General features: G+C 64.9%; 28 protein-coding genes. 9 read left to right on the forward strand and 19 right to left on the reverse strand.

Annotated features, from left to right (window positions below; genetic code table 11):
- Window positions 1-42: 42 nt before the first annotated feature.
- From ACM61V_RS18600 to ACM61V_RS18615, 4 genes are all read right to left on the reverse strand, one after another.
- Window positions 43-2,355, reverse strand: a complete 2,313-nt coding sequence (locus ACM61V_RS18600) for a glycosyltransferase (protein ID WP_419714422.1) — start codon at window positions 2,353-2,355, stop codon at window positions 43-45.
- Window positions 2,348-3,220: a class I mannose-6-phosphate isomerase gene (locus ACM61V_RS18605; RefSeq protein ID WP_419714423.1), complete on the reverse strand. Its 873-nt coding sequence runs from the start codon at window positions 3,218-3,220 to the stop codon at window positions 2,348-2,350. Before ACM61V_RS18605 ends, ACM61V_RS18600 begins: the two co-directional genes overlap by 8 nt.
- Before the next feature lie 300 nt (window positions 3,221-3,520).
- On the reverse strand, window positions 3,521-5,140 hold the full coding sequence (gene groL / locus ACM61V_RS18610) for a chaperonin GroEL (RefSeq protein ID WP_419714424.1): 1,620 nt from the start codon (window positions 5,138-5,140) through the stop codon (window positions 3,521-3,523).
- Window positions 5,141-5,196: 56 nt separating this feature from the next.
- Window positions 5,197-5,511 (reverse strand): co-chaperone GroES, encoded by a 315-nt coding sequence (locus tag ACM61V_RS18615; protein ID WP_419714425.1) that lies wholly within the window; start codon window positions 5,509-5,511, stop codon window positions 5,197-5,199.
- A gap of 269 nt (window positions 5,512-5,780) precedes the next feature.
- Here ACM61V_RS18615 and ACM61V_RS18620 point away from each other — a divergent pair, with 269 nt between their 5' ends.
- From ACM61V_RS18620 to ACM61V_RS18630, 3 genes are read left to right on the forward strand one after another with little or no spacing between them, the layout of a single operon-like run.
- A complete protein-coding gene (locus ACM61V_RS18620; protein ID WP_419714426.1) occupies window positions 5,781-6,017 on the forward strand; it encodes a hypothetical protein in 237 nt (78 codons plus the stop codon).
- Entirely contained in the window at window positions 6,014-6,283 is a 270-nt protein-coding gene (locus ACM61V_RS18625) for an usg protein (protein WP_419714427.1), read from the forward strand. Before ACM61V_RS18620 ends, ACM61V_RS18625 begins: the two co-directional genes overlap by 4 nt.
- Window positions 6,280-6,669: a hypothetical protein gene (locus tag ACM61V_RS18630; protein WP_419714428.1), complete on the forward strand. Its 390-nt coding sequence runs from the start codon at window positions 6,280-6,282 to the stop codon at window positions 6,667-6,669. Before ACM61V_RS18625 ends, ACM61V_RS18630 begins: the two co-directional genes overlap by 4 nt.
- A gap of 38 nt (window positions 6,670-6,707) precedes the next feature.
- Here the strand turns inward: ACM61V_RS18630 and ACM61V_RS18635 are convergent, their stop codons facing one another.
- The 12 genes from ACM61V_RS18635 to ACM61V_RS18690 all read right to left on the reverse strand — a co-directional run bounded on the left by ACM61V_RS18635 (window position 6,708) and on the right by ACM61V_RS18690 (window position 15,733).
- Window positions 6,708-7,247: a hypothetical protein gene (locus ACM61V_RS18635; RefSeq protein WP_419714429.1), complete on the reverse strand. Its 540-nt coding sequence runs from the start codon at window positions 7,245-7,247 to the stop codon at window positions 6,708-6,710.
- A 49-nt stretch (window positions 7,248-7,296) separates the two neighbouring features.
- The gene (locus ACM61V_RS18640) at window positions 7,297-7,767 is read right to left on the reverse strand and encodes an NADH dehydrogenase ubiquinone Fe-S protein 4 (protein ID WP_419714430.1); all 471 of its coding nucleotides are present in this window, start codon (window positions 7,765-7,767) and stop codon (window positions 7,297-7,299) included.
- A complete protein-coding gene (locus tag ACM61V_RS18645; RefSeq protein ID WP_419714579.1) occupies window positions 7,724-8,245 on the reverse strand; it encodes an Hsp20/alpha crystallin family protein in 522 nt (173 codons plus the stop codon). Before ACM61V_RS18645 ends, ACM61V_RS18640 begins: the two co-directional genes overlap by 44 nt.
- Before the next feature lie 102 nt (window positions 8,246-8,347).
- Window positions 8,348-8,821 (reverse strand): Hsp20 family protein, encoded by a 474-nt coding sequence (locus ACM61V_RS18650; protein ID WP_419714431.1) that lies wholly within the window; start codon window positions 8,819-8,821, stop codon window positions 8,348-8,350.
- 198 nt (window positions 8,822-9,019) lie between these two features.
- Window positions 9,020-9,277 (reverse strand): YdcH family protein, encoded by a 258-nt coding sequence (locus tag ACM61V_RS18655; protein WP_107394446.1) that lies wholly within the window; start codon window positions 9,275-9,277, stop codon window positions 9,020-9,022.
- Between the two features lie 307 nt (window positions 9,278-9,584).
- Window positions 9,585-9,947: a DUF488 domain-containing protein gene (locus tag ACM61V_RS18660; RefSeq protein WP_419714432.1), complete on the reverse strand. Its 363-nt coding sequence runs from the start codon at window positions 9,945-9,947 to the stop codon at window positions 9,585-9,587.
- The gene (locus ACM61V_RS18665; protein ID WP_419714433.1) at window positions 9,944-10,246 is read right to left on the reverse strand and encodes a hypothetical protein; all 303 of its coding nucleotides are present in this window, start codon (window positions 10,244-10,246) and stop codon (window positions 9,944-9,946) included. Before ACM61V_RS18665 ends, ACM61V_RS18660 begins: the two co-directional genes overlap by 4 nt.
- Window positions 10,243-10,737, reverse strand: coding sequence for a peroxiredoxin family protein (locus tag ACM61V_RS18670; RefSeq protein WP_419714434.1), 495 nt, complete (start codon window positions 10,735-10,737; stop codon window positions 10,243-10,245). Before ACM61V_RS18670 ends, ACM61V_RS18665 begins: the two co-directional genes overlap by 4 nt.
- A gap of 10 nt (window positions 10,738-10,747) precedes the next feature.
- Window positions 10,748-10,990, reverse strand: coding sequence for a hypothetical protein (locus tag ACM61V_RS18675; protein WP_419714435.1), 243 nt, complete (start codon window positions 10,988-10,990; stop codon window positions 10,748-10,750).
- 34 nt (window positions 10,991-11,024) lie between these two features.
- A complete protein-coding gene (metB, locus tag ACM61V_RS18680; protein WP_419714436.1) occupies window positions 11,025-12,197 on the reverse strand; it encodes a cystathionine gamma-synthase in 1,173 nt (390 codons plus the stop codon).
- 4 nt (window positions 12,198-12,201) lie between these two features.
- A complete protein-coding gene (locus ACM61V_RS18685; RefSeq protein WP_419714437.1) occupies window positions 12,202-13,920 on the reverse strand; it encodes an NADPH-dependent assimilatory sulfite reductase hemoprotein subunit in 1,719 nt (572 codons plus the stop codon).
- Window positions 13,921-13,930: 10 nt separating this feature from the next.
- Window positions 13,931-15,733, reverse strand: a complete 1,803-nt coding sequence (locus tag ACM61V_RS18690) for an assimilatory sulfite reductase (NADPH) flavoprotein subunit (protein WP_419714438.1) — start codon at window positions 15,731-15,733, stop codon at window positions 13,931-13,933.
- Between the two features lie 430 nt (window positions 15,734-16,163).
- Between ACM61V_RS18690 and ACM61V_RS18695 the strand changes: the two genes are divergently transcribed.
- Entirely contained in the window at window positions 16,164-16,517 is a 354-nt protein-coding gene (locus ACM61V_RS18695; RefSeq protein ID WP_107394438.1) for a hypothetical protein, read from the forward strand.
- Between the two features lie 58 nt (window positions 16,518-16,575).
- Window positions 16,576-17,577: a rod shape-determining protein gene (locus ACM61V_RS18700; protein ID WP_419714439.1), complete on the forward strand. Its 1,002-nt coding sequence runs from the start codon at window positions 16,576-16,578 to the stop codon at window positions 17,575-17,577.
- Between the two features lie 22 nt (window positions 17,578-17,599).
- Here ACM61V_RS18700 and ACM61V_RS18705 read toward each other — a convergent pair whose 3' ends face one another.
- The gene (locus ACM61V_RS18705) at window positions 17,600-18,007 is read right to left on the reverse strand and encodes an RrF2 family transcriptional regulator (protein WP_419714440.1); all 408 of its coding nucleotides are present in this window, start codon (window positions 18,005-18,007) and stop codon (window positions 17,600-17,602) included.
- Between the two features lie 137 nt (window positions 18,008-18,144).
- On the opposite strand from ACM61V_RS18705, the gene hcp reads away from it, so the two are divergent.
- Both hcp and ACM61V_RS18715 read left to right on the forward strand, forming a co-directional pair.
- Window positions 18,145-19,785, forward strand: a complete 1,641-nt coding sequence (hcp, locus tag ACM61V_RS18710) for a hydroxylamine reductase (RefSeq protein ID WP_419714441.1) — start codon at window positions 18,145-18,147, stop codon at window positions 19,783-19,785.
- Window positions 19,786-19,947: 162 nt separating this feature from the next.
- Window positions 19,948-20,388 carry an Rrf2 family transcriptional regulator gene (locus tag ACM61V_RS18715; protein ID WP_419714442.1) on the forward strand — a complete coding sequence of 147 codons (441 nt, stop codon included), beginning with the start codon at window positions 19,948-19,950 and terminating at the stop codon, window positions 20,386-20,388.
- Window positions 20,389-20,402: 14 nt separating this feature from the next.
- Here ACM61V_RS18715 and ACM61V_RS18720 read toward each other — a convergent pair whose 3' ends face one another.
- Complete coding sequence (locus ACM61V_RS18720; RefSeq protein ID WP_419714443.1) at window positions 20,403-20,894, reverse strand: DUF6306 domain-containing protein; 492 nt, start codon at window positions 20,892-20,894, stop codon at window positions 20,403-20,405.
- Window positions 20,891-21,739 carry a LysR family transcriptional regulator gene (locus ACM61V_RS18725; protein ID WP_419714444.1) on the reverse strand — a complete coding sequence of 283 codons (849 nt, stop codon included), beginning with the start codon at window positions 21,737-21,739 and terminating at the stop codon, window positions 20,891-20,893. The genes ACM61V_RS18720 and ACM61V_RS18725 overlap by 4 nt, the downstream gene beginning before the upstream one ends.
- Window positions 21,740-21,900: 161 nt before the next feature.
- Between ACM61V_RS18725 and ACM61V_RS18730 the strand changes: the two genes are divergently transcribed.
- Window positions 21,901-22,263, forward strand: coding sequence for a hypothetical protein (locus tag ACM61V_RS18730; protein WP_419714445.1), 363 nt, complete (start codon window positions 21,901-21,903; stop codon window positions 22,261-22,263).
- A complete protein-coding gene (locus ACM61V_RS18735) occupies window positions 22,253-22,543 on the forward strand; it encodes a hypothetical protein (RefSeq protein WP_419714446.1) in 291 nt (96 codons plus the stop codon). The genes ACM61V_RS18730 and ACM61V_RS18735 overlap by 11 nt, the downstream gene beginning before the upstream one ends.
- The last annotated feature ends 36 nt before the right edge of the window (window positions 22,544-22,579 follow it).

A 22,579-nucleotide genomic window follows, 5' to 3' on the forward strand; every position in this document is an offset into this window, starting at 1 on the left:
CCACCGTCGATGGCGCGTACAACGAGGAAACGCCGGGGCTCATTAGGTGCATGCAGCCGCCCCCTCGGCGCTTCCGACCGGGTTGTCGGCCTGCTGGGTGCAATGGTTCGCCCGCGTGCGCAGGCGCCGGATCGCCATGATCGCGAACTGATAGGCGAGGATGGATTCCGCACCCTGGTTGAGGTTCACCCTATCGACCTGGAGGCCATCGAAGCAGCCGCCGTCAGGCGTAGCGAGGCGAAGGCCGATATCGTTCGCCCCCAAGTACCATGCGAAGGCCGCTTCGGCCTGCTCGACCCAGAAGCGGTCGGCGGTCTGTTCGAAGGCGAGGGCGCAAGCTTCGATTGTCGCCCAGGCTTCGAGCGGCTGCTGATCGAAAGGGCGCGCCGCGTCATAGGCAACTCCGAAGCTTTGCGTCCCGACGGGCCGGAAATGGCCCTCGGGTGCGGTCTGCTGACCGCACAGCCAGCGTAGGGCGGCCACAGCCTCTTCCCGCATATCTTTGCTTTCGAGCACGATGCCCGCGCGGAGCAGCGCTTCGGGTAGCCGTGCATTGTCGTAGGCGAGCACCGGTTCTAACCAGGTCCATCCCTCCCTTCGCTGCGCTCTGAGGAGGTCGAGCAGTTGGGTCGCATAGATCTCGATCTGGGCGCGCGCCGCGCGATGGCCGGGATACACCTTGAGATAGGCCGCCAGGCCCAGGATCGCGAATGCGCGGGCGCGCGGACTAGCTAGGAAGTTGCTGCACGGGATGACCCGGTCCGAAAGCGAGGTCGCCCAGAGTTTAAGGCCATGGCTACGGGTCAGCTCGGCCGTGCGGCCGAGCGCCCAGAGTCCGCGCCCGAAGCTGTCCTCGGAGCCCTCGCGTTCGAGCCACTGGCGATCATAGCCCATGAAGTTGCGGAAGCGGCCGGCAGCCTCGTCCCAGGCGAAATCGACGAACGAGGCATAGGTCCGCGCCAGGCTGACGGCGCGTCGACCGTCGATCTCCTCGGCTTCGCACTGCGCGGCGAGCATCAGCGCACGGGCATTGTCGTCGAGGCAGTAACCGTGCCGGCGATCGGGAATCGTCGAGCGCGCATGCTGAAGCATGCCGCAATCGTCGCTCATGCGTTCGATTACGCCGAGGTGAGGCTGTGGCGGGGTGGTCGACGTCGTTTGCAGAGGCGTCAGGTCGATACCACCCACTGCCTCTTCGCGAGCCTCCTGGAACAACGCCATGTAACGCTGCGCTACCACCGGCCACACCATGTCGCGCCCCGCGTCATAGGCATTGCGCCGCAGTTCGTCGCGGAGTGTTCTGTCGCTGAGGAGCATGCCGATCGCCTCGGCGAGAGCCTTTGGCGAGGCAAATGGCACGAGGTGGCCGCGCCTTTCGGCCAATAGTTCCTGCGCGTGCCAGTAGGGCGTGGAGACGACGGCCTTGCCGAGCCCGACGCTATAGGCGAGCGTGCCGCTCGTGATCTGGGCTTCCGAGAGGTACGGTGTAACGTAGATGTCGCTTGCCGAGAGCCAGGCCTGAAGGGTCGGCGCGTCTACATAGTCGTTCACGAAGCGAACGTGATCCTCAAGGTCGAGATCGCGCACGCGCGCTTCGAGTTCGTGGCGATAGACTTCCCCTTCGCGCGCTATCAGATGCGGGTGGGTCGCGCCAAGGACTACATAGGTGAGATCGGGATGGCGCTCCACGAGTTCGGGAAGCGCGGCGATCATGACCTCGATGCCCTTGTTCGGCGACAGCAGGCCGAAGGTCAGCACCACGTCGCGCCCGTCGAGCCCGAAGTGGTGCTTCCCGTAAGCCGGATCGAGGAAAGGCAGGTCGGGAATGCCGTGCGGAATGACCGAGACCTTCTCGGGGGCGATCCCAAGATCGCGGGTCAGAATGGTCCGGCCCATCTCGGTCATGGCGACGAGCCGCGAGGAAGCCGCGGCGACGCGCTCCAGCACCCGGCGCTGATCCGGGTCCGGTTCCGGCAAGATCGTATGGAGCGTCGTGACAACGGGCGCGCGCAACTTCTCCAGCATGACCGCCAGATGCTCGCCCGACGGCCCGCCAAAGATGCCGAACTCGTGCTGGACGCAGACGATGTCGGGATTGCGGGCATTGATGTGCTCGACCGCGGCGAGATAGTCCTTGAGCCGCCCCTGGGCGATTTCGTAGCCCACTTCTTCCGGGTATTGATAGGCCATGCCGGGATCGGTCATGGCGACGGTCGACAGCTTCGCGTCCGGCTCGGCCGCGCGCAGCGCGGCGTGGAGATCGGCAGTGAAGGTCGCGATGCCGCACCGACGCGGCGGAAAATTCCCGATCAGCGCGACATGGCGGACCGGTGGAGTCGAGGCATGGTCACTCATCATTGGCTCCATCATCGGATGTTTGCGCATTTCGCGGCCGGGGTTCGGCCAGCACGAACGTCGATTGGGTGTGCGCTTGGAGCGCCACGGGTCCGCGAGCGAGCCAGCATTCGCCCGCCGTGAAGGCGTGATCTGCGAGATCGCCTCCGCCGCTTATCACGGCCAGGCAGGCGCGCTCGGGCGTGACCACAACCTTCTCTCCGGCTCGGAGCGTGATGGGCGTGACGGCAAAAGGCGCATCGTCGTCGGGGAAGGCGCGCGGCACGCTCGGCGTGAGCAGCGCCTCGCCGACGGCCTGCGTTACCTGTAGCTCGCGTGGCCGCCCATAGTCGAACATGCGGTAGGTGACGTCGTTCGCTTCCTGGACTTTGAGCACAGTCAGTTCCGGGCCGAACGCATGGATGGTGCCGGCTTCGATGTAGAAGCTGTCGCCAGGCAATGGGACGATGCGGTTCAATAGACCCGACAGACTGCCATCGCGCGCCGCCGCGGCGATCCGGTCAGGTGTCACCGTCTCTTGCAGACCGAGATCGATATAGGCTCCGGGTCGCGCCTCGATGATGTGCCACCATTCGTGCTTGCGCCGGGGTCCGGGCGGATGGACCTGCACCGACAGGGCCTCGCTGGTCTGCAGCCACTTGATGACCAGGCCGAGGCTGTTTGACTGATAGACGATCTCGCCGAGCGTCTGCGCATTCTCAGATCCCGGCAACCCGTCTCGGCGGCCCCAGGGCTTTGTGAGGAAGGTCGGTGTCAACGGTTTTGCCCAGCCAGTGGGCTGCGCGACTTCATGTCCATTGTCGCTGCGCCCGGTGTCTTTAAGAGTCACCATCAGGCTCCTTGAAGCGGTCGGGCGCCGCGACAACGTCGGTCGACCAAAGCTGCGCGACCGGCCCATTCCACAGAATTAGAGAAATCGACGACACGGTAGAACCTCGCGGGAACACAGCCTCTGCGGGCGCGCCTGCCGCTTGCGGCGCGCGCGGCGCTCAGCTGCAAATCTGCTGGACCCGCCGTTCGCGCGGATCGCGCCACTCCCGGGCCGTGATCCTTCACGATCGAACGGTCAACCTCCGCTCGTCGAGAAACTTCCGATCAGCGCGCGGCGGGCCGCCAGCGGGGTGGATGGAGAGAGGCGGGCCCGATATGCGGCCCGCCTCTGGCTTCAGTAGTCCATCGCCGGCATCGGCGCGGCCTTCTCCTCCTTCGGCACCTCCGCGACGAGCGCTTCGGTTGTGATGAGCAGCGAGGCGACCGAAGCCGCATCCTGCAGCGCGGTCCGCACGACTTTCGCAGGATCGATGACGCCGGTCTTCACCAGGTCTTCGTAGACGCCGGTCGCGGCGTTGAAGCCCCAGTTATAGTCCTCGCTCTCGAGCAGCTTGCCGACGATGAAGGCGCCGTCCTCGCCGGCATTGTCGGCGATCTGGCGCGCCGGCGCGCGCAGAGCGCGGCGGACGATGTCGATACCCGACTGCTGATCGTCGTTGCCGACCTTGAGACCATCGAGCACCTTGAGGGCGCGCAGCAGCGGGATCCCGCCGCCCGGCAGGATGCCCTCTTCGACCGCGGCCCGGGTAGCATGGAGCGCGTCGTCGACACGGTCCTTCTTTTCCTTGACCTCGACCTCGGTCGCACCGCCGACGCGGATGACCGCGACGCCGCCAGCGAGCTTGGCCACGCGCTCCTGCAGCTTCTCGCGGTCATAGTCGCTCGCCGTTGTCTCGATCTGCGCCCGGATCTGCGTGACGCGGGCATCGATGTCCGCGCGGGCGCCGGCGCCATCGACGACGGTCGTGTTGTCCTTGTCGATGATGACCTTCTTGGCGCGGCCGAGCATGCCGAGCGTGACGCTCTCGAGCTTGGTGCCGAGTTCCTCGCTGACGACATCGCCGGCGGTCAGGACAGCAATATCCTCGAGCATCGCCTTGCGGCGATCGCCGAAGCCCGGCGCTTTGACCGCCGCAACCTTGAGACCGCCGCGCAGCTTGTTGACGACGAGGGTCGCCAGCGCCTCGCCCTCGACGTCCTCGGCGATGATGAGCAGCGGCCGGCCCGACTGCACCACCTGCTCGAGCAGCGGGATCAGCGCCTGCAGGTTCGAGAGCTTCTTCTCGTGGATGAGGATGTAGGGATCCTCGAGCTCGACCTTGAGCTTCTCGGCATTGGTCACGAAGTAGGGCGAGAGGTAGCCGCGGTCGAACTGCATGCCCTCGACCGTTTCGAGTTCGGTCGCGAGGCTCTTCGCCTCCTCGACGGTGATGACGCCCTCGTTGCCGACCTTCTCCATCGCCTCGGCGAGAATGCGGCCGACTTCCTCGTCGCCGTTCGCCGAGATGGTCGCGACCTGCGCGATCTCGCTGTTGGCGCTGACCTTCCTGGCGTGGGCTTGGAGATCCTCGACCACCGCCGTGACAGCGATGTCGATCCCCCGCTTCAGGTCCATCGGATTCATGCCGGCGGCGACGGCCTTCGAGCCCTCGCGCACGATCGCCTGGGCCAGCACGGTGGCGGTCGTCGTTCCGTCACCGGCCTTGTCGTTCTGCTTGTTCGCCACCTCGCGCAGCATCTGTGCGCCCATGTTCTCGAACTTGTCCTTGAGTTCGATTTCCTTGGCGACAGTGACGCCGTCCTTGGTGATGCGCGGCGCGCCGAACGACTTCTCGATGACCACGTTGCGGCCCTTGGGGCCCAGGGTCACCTTCACTGCGTTTGCAAGCGTATCCACGCCGCGCAGCATGCGATCACGCGCGTCGGACGCAAACTTCACTTCCTTGGCAGCCATTGCCTCAACTCCTTTCTAAGATTTCCTTCCTGATGTTTGAGTAAAAGCGGGTCGGCTCAGGCCGCCTGCTTGAGCTCGGCTTGGGTCTCGATCACGCCGAGGATGTCGCTCTCTTTCATGATGAGCAGATCCTCGCCGTCGATCTTGACCTCGGTCCCCGACCATTTGCCGAAGAGCACGCGGTCGCCGGTTTTAACCGTCGATTCCGTCAGCCTTCCGCTTTCGTCGCGGGTGCCCGGTCCGACCGCGAGGACTTCACCCTCTTGCGGTTTTTCCTTGGCCGAGTCGGGAATGATGATGCCGCCCGAGGTCTTCTCCTCGGCGTCGATGCGGCGAACAAGCACACGATCGTGCAAGGGTCGGAAATGCATGCATAACCTCCAGATGCAAAAGCGTAGTTGTGATAGCCTGCGTTCATCCGAACGACAGGTTCCGCGGAACTAGGAAGCTTCATTTTTCCGTTCAAGAGGGGGAACGAAAAAATTTGGCACTCGATAAGTGTGAGTGCCAATGTCGCCCTTATCAGTGGCTTAGGAGACGAAAATCCCTCTTGACGCGACTCAAGGTCGTACCAAATCTTATCGTGCTGGGCACAGCCCACGCATTTGAAAGGAGCGACACTAGGAAAGGAGGCACGGCCATGTCGCAGCCATTTTCCCGTTTTCTTCATCCCTTCGACGTTTCGCGTCATCCGAGCCTGGAGCCGGAGGTGAAACGCGCCATCCTCGCATCCTGGGCGTCCGATCGATCCGCGGTGCGGGACCAACCAGCCTTGAGAAAGCCGCCCGGTGCCAGGCGCGCGGTTTCGATCGACGAAATCCTCGCGGCCATGCATGACCTGGACAATGGCTCGGAATCTACACGACCGTTACAATGACCGAGCGAGGCTTTATCGCACAGCTGCAGGGCTATGGACTGACGACGGCGGAGATTCACTTCTACCGGCCCGACGCGCCATCGCTGCTGCAGCTGTTCGTATGGCAGGAATATGATCTCGCGCCAGATTTCCCGGTGCTGTTCGATTTTCTCGACCACTGGCGGCGCGAGATCGAGGCCGCCCTGCATTCAGTCCGGATCGAGCATGACCGGTTGATCCGTCCGGCTGAGTGGCGCGCGGTCGATGGCGTGATATCGCTTCCGTGAAAGGCGACCTTTTTCGCCGTCTGCGTTCGCGCAAGGACGATGTGCGCCTGCGGCTCGCTTTCGACGACATCATGGAATTCGCGATCGCCCTGCTGACCATCAGCCCAACAGAACTCGAAGCACTGGGCTGGAGCTTCGCTGACCGCAAGCGGTTCCTCGATCATTTCCTTGCTTCGGGGCGGACGGCGCAGGGAGTGAAGCCCGAGCATTTGGGCAAGATGCCGATTGAGATCGTAGTTCCCAAGGCCGACCTCACCCGTCTCCAGCAGTTCGCGGTGCGGGAATTGCCCAAGGCCGCAAGCAATGCCGGCGTGATCGACCGCGTCCTAGGCGCGCTCGACGAAGCCGCACACAGGCAGGAGCGCGGACGACCCCCGGGCAGTTGACGGAGCGGCCTGGAAGCCGCTCCGTCATCAAACGAGGCTCAAGTATTATGGGCGGATGCCGTGGGCTTTTGTGGCGGCGCTGAACCCGCGACGCAATCGCCCGACGTCGAGGTGGTAATCCTGGGCTTCTGATGGGGACCCTCCGAGATGATTTCCATGCTGCGCGCGCAGAAGCCCTTGCCGGTCGAGGTCGCGACATAGCTGTAGCGTGTCGCATTGGCCGGCAAAGCCTGCGCCGAAGGCCAATTTGCCAGACCCATATCGGTAGTGGGCAATGCCTCCAGCAGGCGAACTTGGCGGACCATTGTGTCGAACTGGCGATCCAGGTCGCCCGAGATGCGGTCGAGCATCGTGAATGGCGCCCCGCTTGCCCCCGACCAGGCAACCTCCAGCTCGCCGTCGGGCGGCTCGACGGTGACCTTCGGCGCCACGTCACCCTGGTATTCGACGCGGGCGATCAGACCGTCGGGCAGGTTCACCGTCATCACCTTGCCCCGAAAATTGCCGGCAAGCGCCGTCCCCGCGACCGCGAGGGCAGCAATGCCGGCGAGCAGGGCTGAGCGAACAAGCAGTTTCATCATAATCCTCCATGATTTGAGGCCTTGGGCTTTGCGGATGTGACATTGCCTAACTTGCGAGCTTGTACTGGCCGCAACACAACTGATGCGGACCGGCGGGCCAGCAGCAGATGACAGGCATCGGCTTCGAGGCCGGCGACAGGGCCGACGGCATGGGAGCGGCTGGCTCGCCATGGCTCGTGAAGATCAATCCCTGGCGGCGGCAGTACGCCTCGGCCGACATGCGGTCCGGAAATCGGAGTTCAATGGTATCGAGCGGATCGCCGCCGCCGGTCCAGCCCGTGAGGGGATCGGCCGACGGACCCCATCGGGGGTGAAACCGGACGCGCCACAGGCCCCGCCTGGCTCGACCGCCCTGGTTGGTGGCTATCGGCACAGGCTCGACGATGGCGCGCGCATCGAGCGGCAGCCTGGAGCCTGCCACGAGCGAGTTGTCGTTGGCCGAAGGCCCGGGACCGAAGTCCCGGACCGATCGATCATGCCGCCTTACCATTGACGGGAATCCGGCGAACATTCTCATTCGCCGCCTCCGTCCGTGGCAGGAGCACGGTGAGCACGCCGTTCTTGAAGTTGGCGGTCACCTTGTCGCGGTCGATACCCTGCGGCAGGCCAATCCGGCGCTCGAAGCTGCCGTAGCTCCGCTCCGAATAGCCGCGGTCCTTGTCCTCGACCTCGGCATGCTTCTCGCCGCGCAAGGTGAGAGCCCCGTCCTCGACGGTCAGTTCGACGTCCGTCTCGTCGAGGCCGGGAAGCTCGGCGGTCACGCGGATCTCCTTGTCGGTCTCAGCAAGTTCGACATGGGGCCACGACAGGCCGCGGTCGAAACCGCCGAAGGCCGGCATTCCGAAGCCGCGCAGCATGTCGTCGAAAAGCCGGTTCACGTCGCGATGCAACGAGAGCAGCGGGTGGGGTTGGGATTCGCGCTCACGCTCGGCGCTCACCGGACCCGGCAGCCGGTTTTCCTGCCGGCTCCAGGGAATGAGATCACGAAAAGCCATGATGGTCATCTCCTCTTCTGGCTGGATTGTGGCTAACCTGCCGCACGCCGCTCGCGGGGGGTACGGGGAGGACGCGGCGCCGGCAGGCCGGTGGGCGCAGGATCAGGCAGCTTCGCTCACCTTCTCCTTCGCCTCGCCAAGGCGAGTGGCGGCAGGTTGGCTACCGCCGATCTCGATGCGGCGCGGTTTCATCGCCTCGGGCACGACCCGTTTCAGATCGACCGAAAGCAGACCGTTCTCGAAGGTTGCGTTCCCGGCTTCCACGAAGTCGGCAAGCTGGAAGCGCCGTTCGAAAGCGCGCGCCGCAATGCCGCGGTGCAGATATTCGCCCTTGCCGTCATCATCGGCGCGTTTGCCGGTGACGGTGAGCAGATTCTGCTGAGCGACCAGCTCGATATCCTCGGGCCGGAAGCCCGCGACAGCGAGCGTGATGCGGAAGCTGTCCTCGTCGACCTTCAGAATGTCGAACGGCGGATAGCCGTCATCCTCGCGCGCGCCCGCCTCGAGCAGGTTGAACAGACGGTCGAAGCCGACCGTCGAACGGCGGTACGGGGTAAAGTCAAAGTTGGTTCTCATTTCCAAATCCTCCTGATGAAGCGATCTGGACCATGAGCTGCGCCGGTATAGGAGAGCCGGCGCCCTCTATGTCCAGCCGGACCCGAACACGGCGCCCGGTACGAAATTAGCTAGTGAACGCGATTTCGGTTTCAAGAGGAAAAAAACCGACGACGAACGACTGCCGCTATTCGCTCCTCACCCGGTCTCGGTCGGGAACTACTCGGCGGTTTGAACCTTACGCGCCGCGATCAGGCCGGCGACCTCGTCGAGCATTGCGAGCCGCTCCTTCTTGAGGTTCTCCAGTCGCTCGTCGGAACTCGCTTCGATCCCGGATTCGATGCGCGAGATTTCGCGGGTCGTGTCGTGATAGCGGGCTGCGACCTCCCGATAATGTGCGTCTTCCAGCTTCAGGCTGTGCAGGATCGCGGCATCCTGGGGAAAGGCCGCATGGAGATCGTGACCGACTTCGCTCATAGGGTTTTGCTCCGTGGTTGGCGGCCGCCTGGCCGTCAGGAGGGCAGGAACGCCCGGTTGGTTGACGAAGCCTAGGCAGGCGCGCAGGCCGGGTCGTTACGGGTTGTTCCTTAGTTTGGGACTGGATCGCCAATCGGTCGCGGCGTGCCCGATCAGCGCGTGGAGAATAGGTCGAAGGGGCCAACGCAGTTGGTCATCCCTGCCACCCTCTTGCGCGCTGATCGGACCATTCAGCTTTACCGGCATGCCAACGGCGGTGAAAGTGAAGCGGGGTCGCCCCGACGTTTCACGCAGTCGGCTGGGCGCATCATGGGGACCGTTGGCCGATATATTCCGCGAGGACGACGGCGTGGTTATGCGCGGCATCCTTGGCCGCGTAGAGAAGCGTCACTGTCCCGCGAGCGGCGAGGGCTCGCAGCCTGGCGACGGCATCGGCATTGCGGTCAAGCTCGTCGCGATACCGCCTGCGAAAGCCGTCGAAGCGGGCCGGGTCGTGCGCGAACCATTTGCGGAGATCTTCCGACGGCGCGATCGCCTTCAGCCACTCGGAGAGACGCGCCGCTTCACGTTTGACCCCGCGCGGCCAGATGCGGTCGACCAGAATGCGTTGGCCGTCGTCGTCGGACGGCGGGTCATAGATGCGCTTGACGCGCAGAGTGACCGATTTCACGCCTTCGGTGTCCCGTGGCCGTTCCAGCTCGGCGGATCGCTGGCCGGAAAGGATTCCGTGGAGGCCTCGTCGACCGGATCTGCGGCGGGCTCCCGGGCGAGGATAACGCGCGCCCGTGCGGCGATGTCGGATACGAGGGCGTCCTCGGCGCCCGATGCAGCTTCTGGGGTCCGATGGAGAAGCGCCGCCGCAGCCGCGCGGGCCAGTTCCTCCAGACCTTGGTTTTCCGTACTGAACCGCTCGGCCACCGCTTGCGCGAGCGCCTCGATCTGCTGCTGCGGAATCTGTTCGATGCTCACGCTAACGCTCCTTGTTCGGCAAGCAGAGCGGCGATGTCCGCGCCGACCTGCATGTCATCTTCAACGCCGAAGCTGTGCTTGCGGATCAATCCCTTGCCGTCGATCAGAATGAGGCTCGGCGTTCCGCGCATGCCATAGGCCTGCATCGTCCTGGGGAGCGGCCCCGGATCGCCAGCCTCGTCGCAGCCGATAGGAAAGCTCAAGCGGTATTCATGGATGAAGGCAGCGAGCGCCGCGGGCGTCATGACATCGTGATGTTCGAAGACGGTGTGGAGGCCGACCACCGCGACGCGCGCGGGGTCGAAAGTCCGGGCGATGCGCTGCGCCTGAGGCAACCCCGCCTGAACGCAGCCCGGACACAGCATCTGGAAAGCATGGAGAGCGACGATCCGGCCGTCGAAATCGTCGAGGCCAAGCGCCCGGTCCGTGTTGAACCATTGCGAAACACGCCATGGGGGAGCTTGCGTGGCGGGCGGTTTCGAAACGTCCATGGGCTCTCCGCTACCGAAGGTGGATGAGCGTCACCATGCCGGCGATGACGACACCGAAGACCATGACCATCACGCCCGCGATACGCAGCACATAGGTAAGCGGATCCTCGTCGTCGTCCGCGGATTGGCGGGCGGTCGGGCGAAGCGGCCGCCCGAGAAGCCCGCGCGCGACATGCTGGCGGAACGCCATCGTAAAGCCGGTCACGGCAAGAAGGAGACCGAATAGGTCGACGATGACGACGGAGGCGGGCATCAGCGTCCGCTCTCACCGCTCAGCCGGTGGGTGATCACGCGCTGCACGCGGCAAGTCCTTTGTTCAGTCCGGCGATCAGATCCTGCTCGGCTTCAAGGCCGACGGATAGGCGAAGCAGGCTGTCGCTGATCCCGGCGACGGCGCGGGCCTCCTCGCCCATGTCGGCGTGGGTCATCGTCGCTGGATGAGCCACCAGGCTTTCGACGCCCCCAAGCGATTCAGCGAGCGTGAAGAACTCCACCGCGTCGATGAACTGACGAACGGCTGGAACGCCGCCGGCGAGCTCGAAGCTCAGCATCGCCCCAAACCCACGCTGCTGGCGCGAGGCGATCAGGTGTCCGGGATGCGACGCGAGCCCCGGATAGTAGACGTTCGCCACCGCCGGATGGCGTTGGAGGTGGTTTGCCACAGCCATGGCGTTGATCTGCTGCTGCTCCATGCGCGGGAACAGGCTGCGCAGGCCTCGCAGGGTGAGCCAGGCATCGAACGGAGCGCCGGCCGAGCCCACGACATTGGCCCATTGGCGCAGTTCCTCGACCGCAGCGGGGTCTGCTGCGACGACGGCCCCGCCGATGACATCGGAATGACCGTTCAGATATTTGGTGGTCGAATGGATGACATAGTCGGCTCCGAGCGCGATCGGCCGCTGGATCGCTGGCGAAAGGAAGGTGTTGTCGACCGCGACTTCAGCTCCGGCCTTGCGTGCCCGGGCGGCAAGCGCTTCGATGTCGACCACCCGCATCAGGGGATTGCTGGGCGTTTCGATGAGGACGAGCGCGGGCAGATCGGCAAGCGCCGCGCCGAAGGCTGCCTCGTCCGCCTGGTCGACGAACCGCACCGAGCAGTGACCCCGGTCGGCCCGGGCTTTGAGGAGGCGCATCGTGCCGCCGTAGCAATCATGCGGGGCGAGGATGAGATCGCCCGGCCGCCGTCTACCCACCAGCAGGTCCAGCGCCGCCATGCCGCTTGCCGTGATGACGGCGCCCGCGCCTCCCTCGAGCTTGGCGAGCGCCTCTCCAAGAAGATCGCGCGTCGGGTTGCCGCCGCGGCCGTAATCGTAGCGGCGCGGCTGGTCGTAGCCCGCGAACTCGTAGGTGCTGGAGAGATAGATGGGCGGCGCCACCGCTCCGAAGCCGGCGTCGGTCGCCACCCCATAGGCGGCCGAAATGGTTTGCGGCCGCGGGTCTCGGTGATCCTCGTCGTTCATGCGATCAGTCATTGAAAAAGCGCCCCTCGGTAACCGCGCGGACAATCCCGGCTCGGATGGTGAAATCGCCGAAATGCTCGCCCGGCTCGCGCTCGCGGGCATAGCGGCCGAGCGCGTCGGCTAGCACTTCGAGGATCACCGGCTCACCGACATTCTCGCGCACCATGCGATTGAGGCGCTCACCATGAAATCCGCCCCCGAGATAGAGATTATATTTGCCCGGGGCCCGTCCGGTAAGCCCGATCTCGGCGATATAGGGACGCGAGCAACCGTTCGGGCAGCCGCTCATCCGCACGGTGATGGGTTCGTCCGAAAGACCGTTCTCCGCCAGGATCGCTTCGATGCGGTCCAGCAGGCTGGGCAGATAGCGCTCGCTTTCGGCCATGGCGAGGCCGCAGGTCGGCAACGCGACGCAGGCGATCGCATTGCGGCGCAGGACCGAGAAATTATCGATTTCCGGCCAGTGCTCGGCGAGGATCGCGTCGATCGCGGGGCGATCCTCGTCTTTCACGCCGGCGACGATCACATTCTGGTTGGGCGTGATCCGGAACGCACCCCGGTGGATGCGGGCGATATCGCGGATCATGTCGAGTAGCCTCAGGTCGAGCCGCCCGTTCTCGATGATCAGGGTGCGGTGATGCCGGCCATCGGGCGTCGTATTCCATCCGTAGCTGTCGCCGTTCGAGGTGAAGGTGAACGCCCTCGGCGGCTCGAATGCGAAGCCCATGTTGCGTTCGATCTCGGCGGTGATCCAGTCGAGCCCCTTGTCGTCGATCGTGTATTTGAAGCGGGCGTGCTGGCGGTCCTTGCGATCGCCATAATCGCGTTGGACGGTCATGACCGCGTCGGCGCAGGCGACGACCTGGTCCGCGGGGATGAAGCCGATAACGCTTGCGAGCCGGGGATAGGTTTCGGGCGCCTGGTCGGTCCGGCCCATGCCGCCGCCGATCGCGACGTTGAATCCCGCGAGGCCATCCTCGCCCGCGATGGCGATGAAGCCCAGATCCTGAGCATAGACGTCGATATCGTTGGATGGCGGCAGCGCGAAGCCGATCTTGAATTTCCGGGGCATGTAGGTGCGCCCGTAGAAGGGTTCTTCTGGACCCGAGCCGGCGACGCGTTCGCTGCCGTACCAGATTTCGTGATAGGCGCGGGTCTTAGGGATGACATGGTCGGAAACCCGCTTCGCCATGGCCGCGACAGCGGCGTGGAAACGCGAACTTTGGGGATCGACCGTACACATCACGCCGCGGCTGTCGTCGCCGCAGGCCGCAACGGTATCGAGCAGTGTCTCGTGCAGGCCCTGGATGATAGGCCGCAGGCTGTCTTTCAGCACCCAATGGAACTGGAAGGTCTGACGCGTCGTGATGCGCAGCGTCTCGCCGCCGTGGGCGCGGGCGAGTTCATCGAGCTTCAGCCACTGCCTGGGCGTGCAGACACCGCCCGGCAGGCGCACGCGGATCATGAACTGGAAAGCCGGCTCAAGCTTCTGGCGCCGGCGCTCGTCGCGAAGGTCGCGGTCGTCCTGCTGGTAGATGCCATGAAACTTCATGAGCTTCACGTCGTCGACGGACGGCACGGCGCCCGTGATACGGTCGAGCAGGCCGAGCGCGATCGTGCCGCGCAGATAGTCGCTCGTCTCCTTCATGCGTTCGTCCGCGCCGAGTTGCTCGAGCGGCTGCGAAATGTCGCGGCTTCGGTCGATCAGGGCATTGTCGGTCATCCTTGATCCCTCAATAGACGTCGCGCTGGTAGCGATGGTCGGCCTGCAGCGAGCGGACATAGTCCTCCGCGGCTTCGTGGCTGGTGTGCGCTTCGCTCGCGACGATATCGATCAGCGCCTGGTGGACGTCGGGGGCGAGATTGGCCGCATCTCCGCAGACGTAGACATGGGCGCCTTCTTCCAGCCACGCGAAGAGGTCGCGCGCCCGCTCCTGCATGCGGTGCTGGACATAGACCTTGTCCGCTCGATCCCGCGAGAAGGCGACATCGATCTGGTCGAGCGTCCCCTCCTTGAGCCAGGTCTGCCACTCGGTCTGATAGAGGAAGTCCGTCCGGAAATTGCGCTCGCCGAAGAAGAGCCAGCTCTTGCCGCCGCATCCGCGCGCCTCGCGATCCTGGAGAAAGGCGCGGTACGGCGCGACCCCCGTTCCCGCGCCGATCATGACGATCGGCGCATCGTCACGGGGCAAACGGAAGTGTGGATTGCTCTGGATGTAGACCGGCAATGTCGTGTCGAGTTCGACACGATCCGCAAGACAGCCGGACGCGACGCCGCTGCGTTCCGAACCGTGCAGGCTGTAGCGCAGCGGCGCCACGGTGAGATGGGCCTCCTCGGGCGCGGCCGCGAGGCTCGATGCGAGCGAATAGAGGCGCGGCTGGAGCGGCCGTAGGGCCGAGACGAAACCCTGCGCCATCACGCCCCGGACGGGGAAGCGCAGGACGATGTCGAGGATGTGGTGGGTGCGCAGGAAAACGGAGCGCTCGCCGGCGCGGTCGCTGTCCTGGAGCTGCTTCAGCGCATCGGCTTCGCTCAGCATCGCCCAATAGTCGAGGAAGCGCGGCGTCGCGGCGGTGATCTCATAGTGATGGGTCAGCGCTTCGCCGAGCGTGAGGTGTCGGCCTTTGAGTTCGAACTCGGCGCCAGATGTGAGCGCAAGGGCTTCGAGCAAGGTCGCGACGAGCACCGGGTCGTTGGAGGCGCCGATACCGAGCGCGTCGCCCGGTTCGTAGACGAGACCCGAGCCGGCAAGCGAGAACTCGACGTGGCGGGTCTCTTTCGAGGAGCCGCGTCCCACGATCGGGATATTCTCGATCACAGTCGCCTGGAACGGGTTGCGCTTGTCATAGGCGACCGGCGGTACCGGATTGCGAAGCGATCCTGGCGCGTCGGCCGCGGCGGGAAGGCTTCGCGGTTCGGCGCCGAGCTGTGCGACGATGGCCTTCGTCCACGCCTCCGCCGGTTCCTCGTAATCGACATCGCAATCGACGCGCGGCGCAAGCCGCTCGGCGCCGAGATCCTCGAAGCGGCGGTCGAGGCGCTTGCCGGCTTCGCAGTAGAATTCGTAGGTCGAATCGCCGAGCGCCAGGACGGCGAAGCGGAGCTGATCGAGCTTCGTCGCCTTGCGCCCTTCGACGAATTCGAAAAAGCCCGTCGCCGGCTGCGGCGGATCGCCTTCGCCATAGGTGCTGACGATGACGAGAAGATCCTGCTCCTGCGCCAGATTGCGGGGCTTGTAATCCGCCATGTCGGCGAGCGTGCAGGTCATGCCCGTGTCGACGATGGCCGATTGCAGGTTGCGCGCGAGATCGGCGGCGTTGCCCGTCTCGGTGCCGTAAAGGATGGTCAGCGATCGGGCGTTCCCGGCCGATGGCGACGCCGGCAGCGGGTGGGGCTGCCGCAAGCCGGCGTCTAACCCGGCGAAATAGCCGCTGAGCCAGCGCACCTGCATCGGATCCAGCGACCGGGTCAGAGCGTCGACCTGTCGCCATTGTTCCAGGGTCAGGGGATTCCCTGGCAGATCCGCTGCCGTCATGCGTGTGGTTCCTCGGCGTTCAGCTCCTTCCCGTGCTCCGGCCTGAAGACTTCAGGATCCTCCCGGGCACTGTTGTCGCGAGCATCATTTCCACTCAGGAGCCGCACTGTGCGACGGCGGTTTCCATAAGGCAAATGAGTATTATTGAGCATTTAACGCAAAGTTATTGCGCTAAAAGCGTGCGGCACGGCAGGGGTTTGTTGCTTTCTGAGTGATGCGCCCTATCTCTCAGGGATGAGTGGCACCCCCGCCTTCCTTCGGCTGCAGACGCACGGCGGTAGCCTGATGACACGCCTGCACCCCTCGGTGCGGGCCACCTCCTAGGAGCGCCGCGTCCGAGGTCCGATAGCCGGGTTCGCCCATGGTCGAGCCCCTTCGCTTTTCACGGCGCGCGTCGTCGCGGGCGCGCCGCAGGACTGGAATTACAAACATGGAACAGGAAACCACGGGATGTCATCCCGAGCAGCTGCTTGCTGCGCATCGCCCGGAAATCGAGGCGGCGATGGCGCAGCATTTCGCCGGGCCGCAATCGGTCGACGCTTCGCCGGCCGATCTACAGGCCTCCGCCGAACTGGTCGGCCTTCTGATCGACGTCGCCGGGAGCGAGGGCGGTACGCCAAGCGTGGATCATAGGGGGGCAGATCGGCACTACCAGACGCAATTCGGTGATGCTCTCACGGCCGTTCTCAGGGATGTGCTGGGAGAAGCGGCCGATCCACCCTTCCTCGCCAGGTGCATCGACGGCTTCTGGCGGGCGATCCGCGCCCAGGAAGCGAGCCTATGAGCTGAAGCGCGTTGCAGGGAGGAAGACAATCGCGCCGCGGGAAGGTAGGCATGATGCCATGAGTTCCTTCCTGCCCCGGCGGCGGCCCGAGATCGCGATCGATTTCGGCACCGCGAACATGCGTGTCCTGCGGCGCGGCGATGGGCTCGTGTTCGACGAGCCCTCGCTGTGCTGCGTCCGCGGCAGGCATGGCATGACAAGTCTTCTTGCGGCGGGCAGCGAGGCCTATGCCATGGTCGACCGCACGCCGGCGAACCTGCGGATCGCGCGGCCGCTTTGCCGCGGCGTCCTGCAGGATATCGACGCGGCAAAGCGCATGCTGCGTTACGCTTTGGCGAAATCGACCGGCCGGCGCCGGTGGCGCGCGCCAGCGGCGATCATCGGCATTCCCGCAGATGCGACGCAGGCCGAGCGGAGCGCGATGCTCACCGCCGGCAGGGATGCGGGGCTTGGACCTGTCACCTTGCTGACCGAACCCTTCGCCGCCGCGATCGGTGCCGGTATCGTTGTAGATAGGCCCAGCGGTGCGATGGTGGTCGAGTGCGGCGCCGGAACGACCGAGGTCGCGATCTTCTCGCTCGGCGGGCCTTGTGGAAGCGGTTCAGTCCGGATCGGGGGCGACACGCTGAACCGGGCGCTCGCCGACCGGGTTCATCTTCGCCACAAATTCCTGATCGGGGAGCGCTCGGCCGAGCAGCTCAAGCTCGACTATGTATCGCTGAGAGAAGCGGGCCCTGCGGCTCCGTCCGACCTTCCGGTGAGCGGACGATGCCTGCGAACCGGCATGCCGAAGACCATTTCGGTCGCGATGCACGATCTTGACCTCATCGTCGAACAGCATGTCGCGCAAGTCGTAAAGGTCGTGCGCGACGTGCTGGCTCGGACCGCGCCGGACCTCAGTCAGGACATCCATGATGCGGGTATCATGCTGACCGGGGGCGGCGCGCTTGTTCCGCTCATGCGCGACATGATCGCGGAAGGCACCGGCTTGAAGGTCGTGGTCGCCGACAAGCCTGCGCATTGTGTCGCCCGGGGTCTCGAGAGCCTGCTGGACGCCTAAGCGAGTTTCCGCGTCGGACGTTTCAGGCCGCGAGAAGGGTGCCCCGCTCGCGGACGATGTCGGCCAGCGAGTATCTCTCGAGCACGGCCCGGAACGCCGAGGATGCCTGGTCGAGGACCCCGGGAAGCGAGCAGCGGCGCACGAGCCGGCAGGAGGTGCAATCCACCATCGGACATGGTGGCTCCATCGCGCGAATGACCGCGCCGAGATTGATCTCGCCAGGCGGACGCGCGAGCCGGATTCCGCCGCCGCGCCCGCGCGTGGCATCGATGAAGCCCGCGCGCGCGAGCTCGTTGGCGATCTTCATGAGATGGGTGCGCGAAATTGCCTGGGCTTCAGCGACCGCCGCGATCTGCGCGCGCTGGTCCCCGATCCCTGCGAGGTAGATCAGCAGGCGAAGCGCATAATCGGTGTGACGGGTGAGCTGCATCGAGGCCGGCCCTCCTTGCCGGCGCCCAGCCTTTATGATCGACGGGAGGGCAAAGCCTTTTGATTCATGTCAAATGAATCATTGGAAGCCGCCGATAAGTGGAATTCCGTCTCCATCTTTGGAAGAGGAATTTCCTGATGTATTGCGTGCAGTGCGAACAATCGAACAAGGGCGGATGCGCCACCAAGGTCGGCTCTTGCGGGAAGTCCGCCACGGTCGCCGATCTTCAGGATGTGCTGCTTCGCCTCATGCAGGGCATCTCGGTCTATGCCGATCGCGCGGCGCGGGCCGGCGCTCGCGACGCGGCGATCGATGCCTTCACGCCGCACGCTTGGTTCACCACGCTCACCAACGTGAATTTCGACGAAAGCCGGTTCCACGCTCTGATCGCCAAGGCGCTCGAGACGCGCGATGATGCCCGGCTGCTCGCCGAGAAGGCGGGCGCCGATCTGTCCGCGCTTCCCGAGCCCGCGACCTGGAACCCCGGCACGACCCCGTCCGAACTCGCGGCCGCGGCGCCGTTCGCTGCGATCCAGCGGTTCATGGACCGGGACGGCCCGAGCGTCGTCGGCCTTCGCAACCTCATCCTCTATGGGCTGAAGGGGACCGCCGCCTATAGCGAGCATGCCCGGGTCCTGGGTACCGAGGAAGACGCCGTGAGCGCCGAATTCCACCGCATCTCGGCGTTCCTTGCGCAGGATCCGGTCGACGTCGATACGCTCGTCGCGGAATCGCTCGCGATCGGCGCGCTCAACCTCAAGGTCATGGAACTGCTCGATGCCGCCAACACCGGACGTTTCGGGCACCCCGAGCCGACCGAGGTGCGCATGACGCCGAAGGCGGGTAAGTGCCTGCTTGTGTCGGGGCACGACATGGGCGATCTCGAGGCGATCCTCCAGCAGACCGAGGGCAAGGGCGTCAACGTCTACACCCACGGCGAGCTGCTGCCGGCGAATGCCTATCCCGGCCTCAAGAAGTACCCGCACCTCGTTGGCAATTATGGCGGCGCCTGGCAGGACCAGCAGCGTGATTTCGCGGCATTCCCCGGCGCGATCGTGATGACCTCGAATTGCCTCATCAACCCCGAGATCAAGGGCTATGCGGACCGGATCTTCACCGCCGGGCCGGTGGGGTGGAACGGCGTGCCGCATCTGACCGACCATGATTTCTCGCCGGCGATCGCCTGCGCTCTGGCGCAGCCTGGGTTCAGCGAGGACGCCGGCGAGCAGACGATCACCATCGGCTTCGGGCACAACACCGTCATGGGGGTCGCCGATACGCTACTCGGCATGATCGGCAGCGGCGACGTGAAGAACCTGTTCCTCATCGGCGGTTGCGACGGCGCGCGCCCTGGCCGCAACTATTTCCATGACCTCGCCATGGCGACGCCCAGGGACAGCCTCGTGCTGACGCTCGGCTGCGGCAAGTTCCGGTTCAACCGCGAGGATCTCGGCGACATCAACGGCGTGCCGCGCGTTCTCGACATGGGCCAGTGCAACGACGCCTATTCCGCGATCAAGGTGGCGGTCGCGGTGGCCGATGCGCTGGGTGTCAGGGTCAACGACCTGCCGCTGCACTATGCGATCAGCTGGTTCGAACAGAAGGCGACCGCCGTCCTCCTGACGATGCTCCATCTGGGCTTGCGCCGCATTCACCTGGGGCCGACGCTGCCGCAGTTCCTGACCGCCGAAGTGCTGGGCGTGCTCGTCGACAAGTTCGACATCCGTCCGGCTGGCGACGCCCAGGAAGACCTCGGCCGTATGCTCGAGGCCGCCTGATCACCGTTTCCTCGCACCGCCGCCAGGTGCGAGGCTCGACGTTCCTTCGCGCGCATCCCTCATCCGCGCGCGAAGGGACGTCGCTTTGTCTGGCGCCTGGTCGCACGCTTAACATGCGCCTTGAATACAGGTATAAGACCGCCTTCCTCCCAGGAGAGGTTCGTGCGGCTTACTCGATACACCGATTATTCGTTGAGGGTGCTGATCCACCTCGCGCTGCACGAGGATCGCATCTGTTCGATCGGCGAGATCTCCCGCACCTACGACATATCGCAAAATCACCTGATGAAGGTGGTCAACGCGCTCGCCCATGACGGCTTCGTCGAGACCCTGCGCGGCCGCGCCGGCGGCATGCGGCTCGCGCGGGCAGCGAAGGACATCACGGTGGGGGAGGTCGTGCGGCGGACGGAGGATGGCTTCCAGCTTGCCGATTGCTCAGGATGCGCCCTGTCGCCGGCCTGCGGGCTGACCGGCGTTCTGCAAAAGGGCGCCCAAGCGATGCTCGCGGTGTTCGATTCCTACACGATCGCCGATCTCCTGACCGACAAGGCGACAATGCTCCGGCTGGCGAGCGGCCAATCGCCTATCGGAATTGGTGCGTAGCGACAGGCAAGCGATCAGGCCTTGGACTCGTGGGACGCAAGCTCGCTTTCGGCTTGCGCGATATTGGCTCGGTGGCTGTCGAGCATCTCCCGCAAGTCCCTGTGCAGGGTGTCGTCGCGGATGCGGGGCTGGAGGGCTTCGAGCTTGCGGACGACCCAGGACTGGCCGCGGTTGAGGAAGGCGAGACGCTCGGCGGGATCGCTGATCGCGAGGGCTTTTTCCTTGAACGTGCCGGTCTTGCGCGAAGGCGTGGCGCCGAGGCGCTTGATCTGGCGGGACAGCATCGCGCACCATTTGGCCTCGTCGGCCCGCACCTGCCGCATGAGCGAGAGATAGCTTGCGGGCCCGTCGGATTTGCTGCTCACCAGCGCCACTTTCGCTCCGGCGCGCTCGGCTTCGAGAAGTTCGTTGAGCGCCGTCACGATCTCCTCGCGGCCGGCATAGCCCATATAGACGTCGTCGGCCTCAGCGGCGTAGCAGACGGGCGAGGCAGGCTCCGCGGTCATGCCGACACCGCGGCGGCCGAGCGCAGGCCGGCCCGAATGCGATCCATCAACCCCGGGTCGGCCTTCGTCGAGTGGACGACATAGGCGGAATAGGAGAATTCCGGGCTGTCGGGGACCAGCGCGAGGCGGCCTTCGTCGAGATAGGAGCGGATGAAGCCCTTGCGGAAATAGCCGGATCCGCCAGTCGCCAGGATATAGTCGAGCGCGAGCGGGCCATAACTGATGGAAACCACGGCATTGGGCTGGTCGGGGAAGGCCGCCTGATAGCTGGCGGCAAAGTCCTCGCCCCAGTCGATCTGGACATGATCCTCGGGCGCAAGCGGGGTCGTCACGGGAGTGGTCCGCACAAGCACGAGTTTTTCTTCGAACAGCAGCTCGGCGATGACCCCGGGACGGCTGGGCGCCGCATAGAGGATCGCGACGTCGAGTGAACCGTCCTGGATCTGCTCCATGAGGCGCTCGGAGGTGTCGATCGTCGTGCTGACCGCAATTTCCGGACACTCCTGGCGCATCCAGAGCAGCCAGTGCCGGAGCAGCGGACTCCACAGACTGAGCTCGGCGCCAATAGTCACGACGGTCTCGCGGCCCGGCGGCAGCGCCACCGCACGCTGGGCGCGGGCCCAGACCTGAACCAGGGTCGTGGCGAAGCGCAGGAACTGCTCGCCGGCGGGCGTCAGCTTGGCACCGGCCTTGTTCCGGATGAAGACGGGGCGGTCGAGCTGGTCCTCGAGCACCCGAATGCGCGCGCCGACCGCCGTCTGGGTCAGATTGAGGTTGCTCGCGGCGCTGACGAAGCTGCCGGTCTTGACCACCTCCAGGAAAGTGCGCGCGATGCCGATGTCCATCCATCAAATTCCTTACGCTAAATGCTCAATAATATTCATTTGCTTGATGGATGGTAACGGGTGGAAGATGGCGGCACAAGGAAAGACGGCATTGCGTCTCTCCAAGAAACGAAGAGCGGCCAGCCCGCCTGGCCGAGTAGGCCATGAGATATCCAGGACCCTTGCGGCGCGAGCCGCCGCCGACTGAAAAGTCGGATTTTATCCCCATCATGCTGTCGATCGCGGCCGCGGAGATCGGTCTCGCCCTGACGGCCTTCTGCCTCCGCGATGCCGGCGTCATCGGGAGCCAGACCCTGCTTATCATTCTTGTCGTGCTGATCGCCGTCGCGGGCGGCGCGTTCATCGTCCTCGACGCAGACCGTCAGGCGCGGCGCGACAGGGCTGCGAGGCAAGGCGAGGTTCCGCCGCCGTTCGACATCTACCGGGTCTGGCCGCCGCCAGAAGGTCTGGCTCAAGCCCGCAAGCCACAAGCCAGCGCCGCCAACGATCGTGATCCCCCGAAGGGAGACGGCGATGAACCGTGACATCGACCAACCGGCGTTCGGGGCGCCGCCTCCTCGGCGGACCCGAGCCTCGAGGGCACTCTATTGGGTCGTCGCGATCGCCATTGCGCTCGTTTCGATCCGCCTGTGCCTCTGGTTTCTCGCCAGGGCCGGTCTCATCGCCGAGGACGATGCCAATCTGATGCTCGTAGTCGCCGTTCCTATCGCACTCCTGACGATCGGTAAGATGGCCCATCACGAGCCGATCGGCGATAAACCCAGTATTTTTGTTGTTAATGCAGAATATCATTCGTTTGTTTGATGCTGCGAGCTTGTCCAAAATGCCGGGCACCGCAGC

It is taken from the genome of Sphingomonas sp. TX0543, from assembly GCF_048565505.1.
Lineage (GTDB): Bacteria > Pseudomonadota > Alphaproteobacteria > Sphingomonadales > Sphingomonadaceae > Sphingomonas.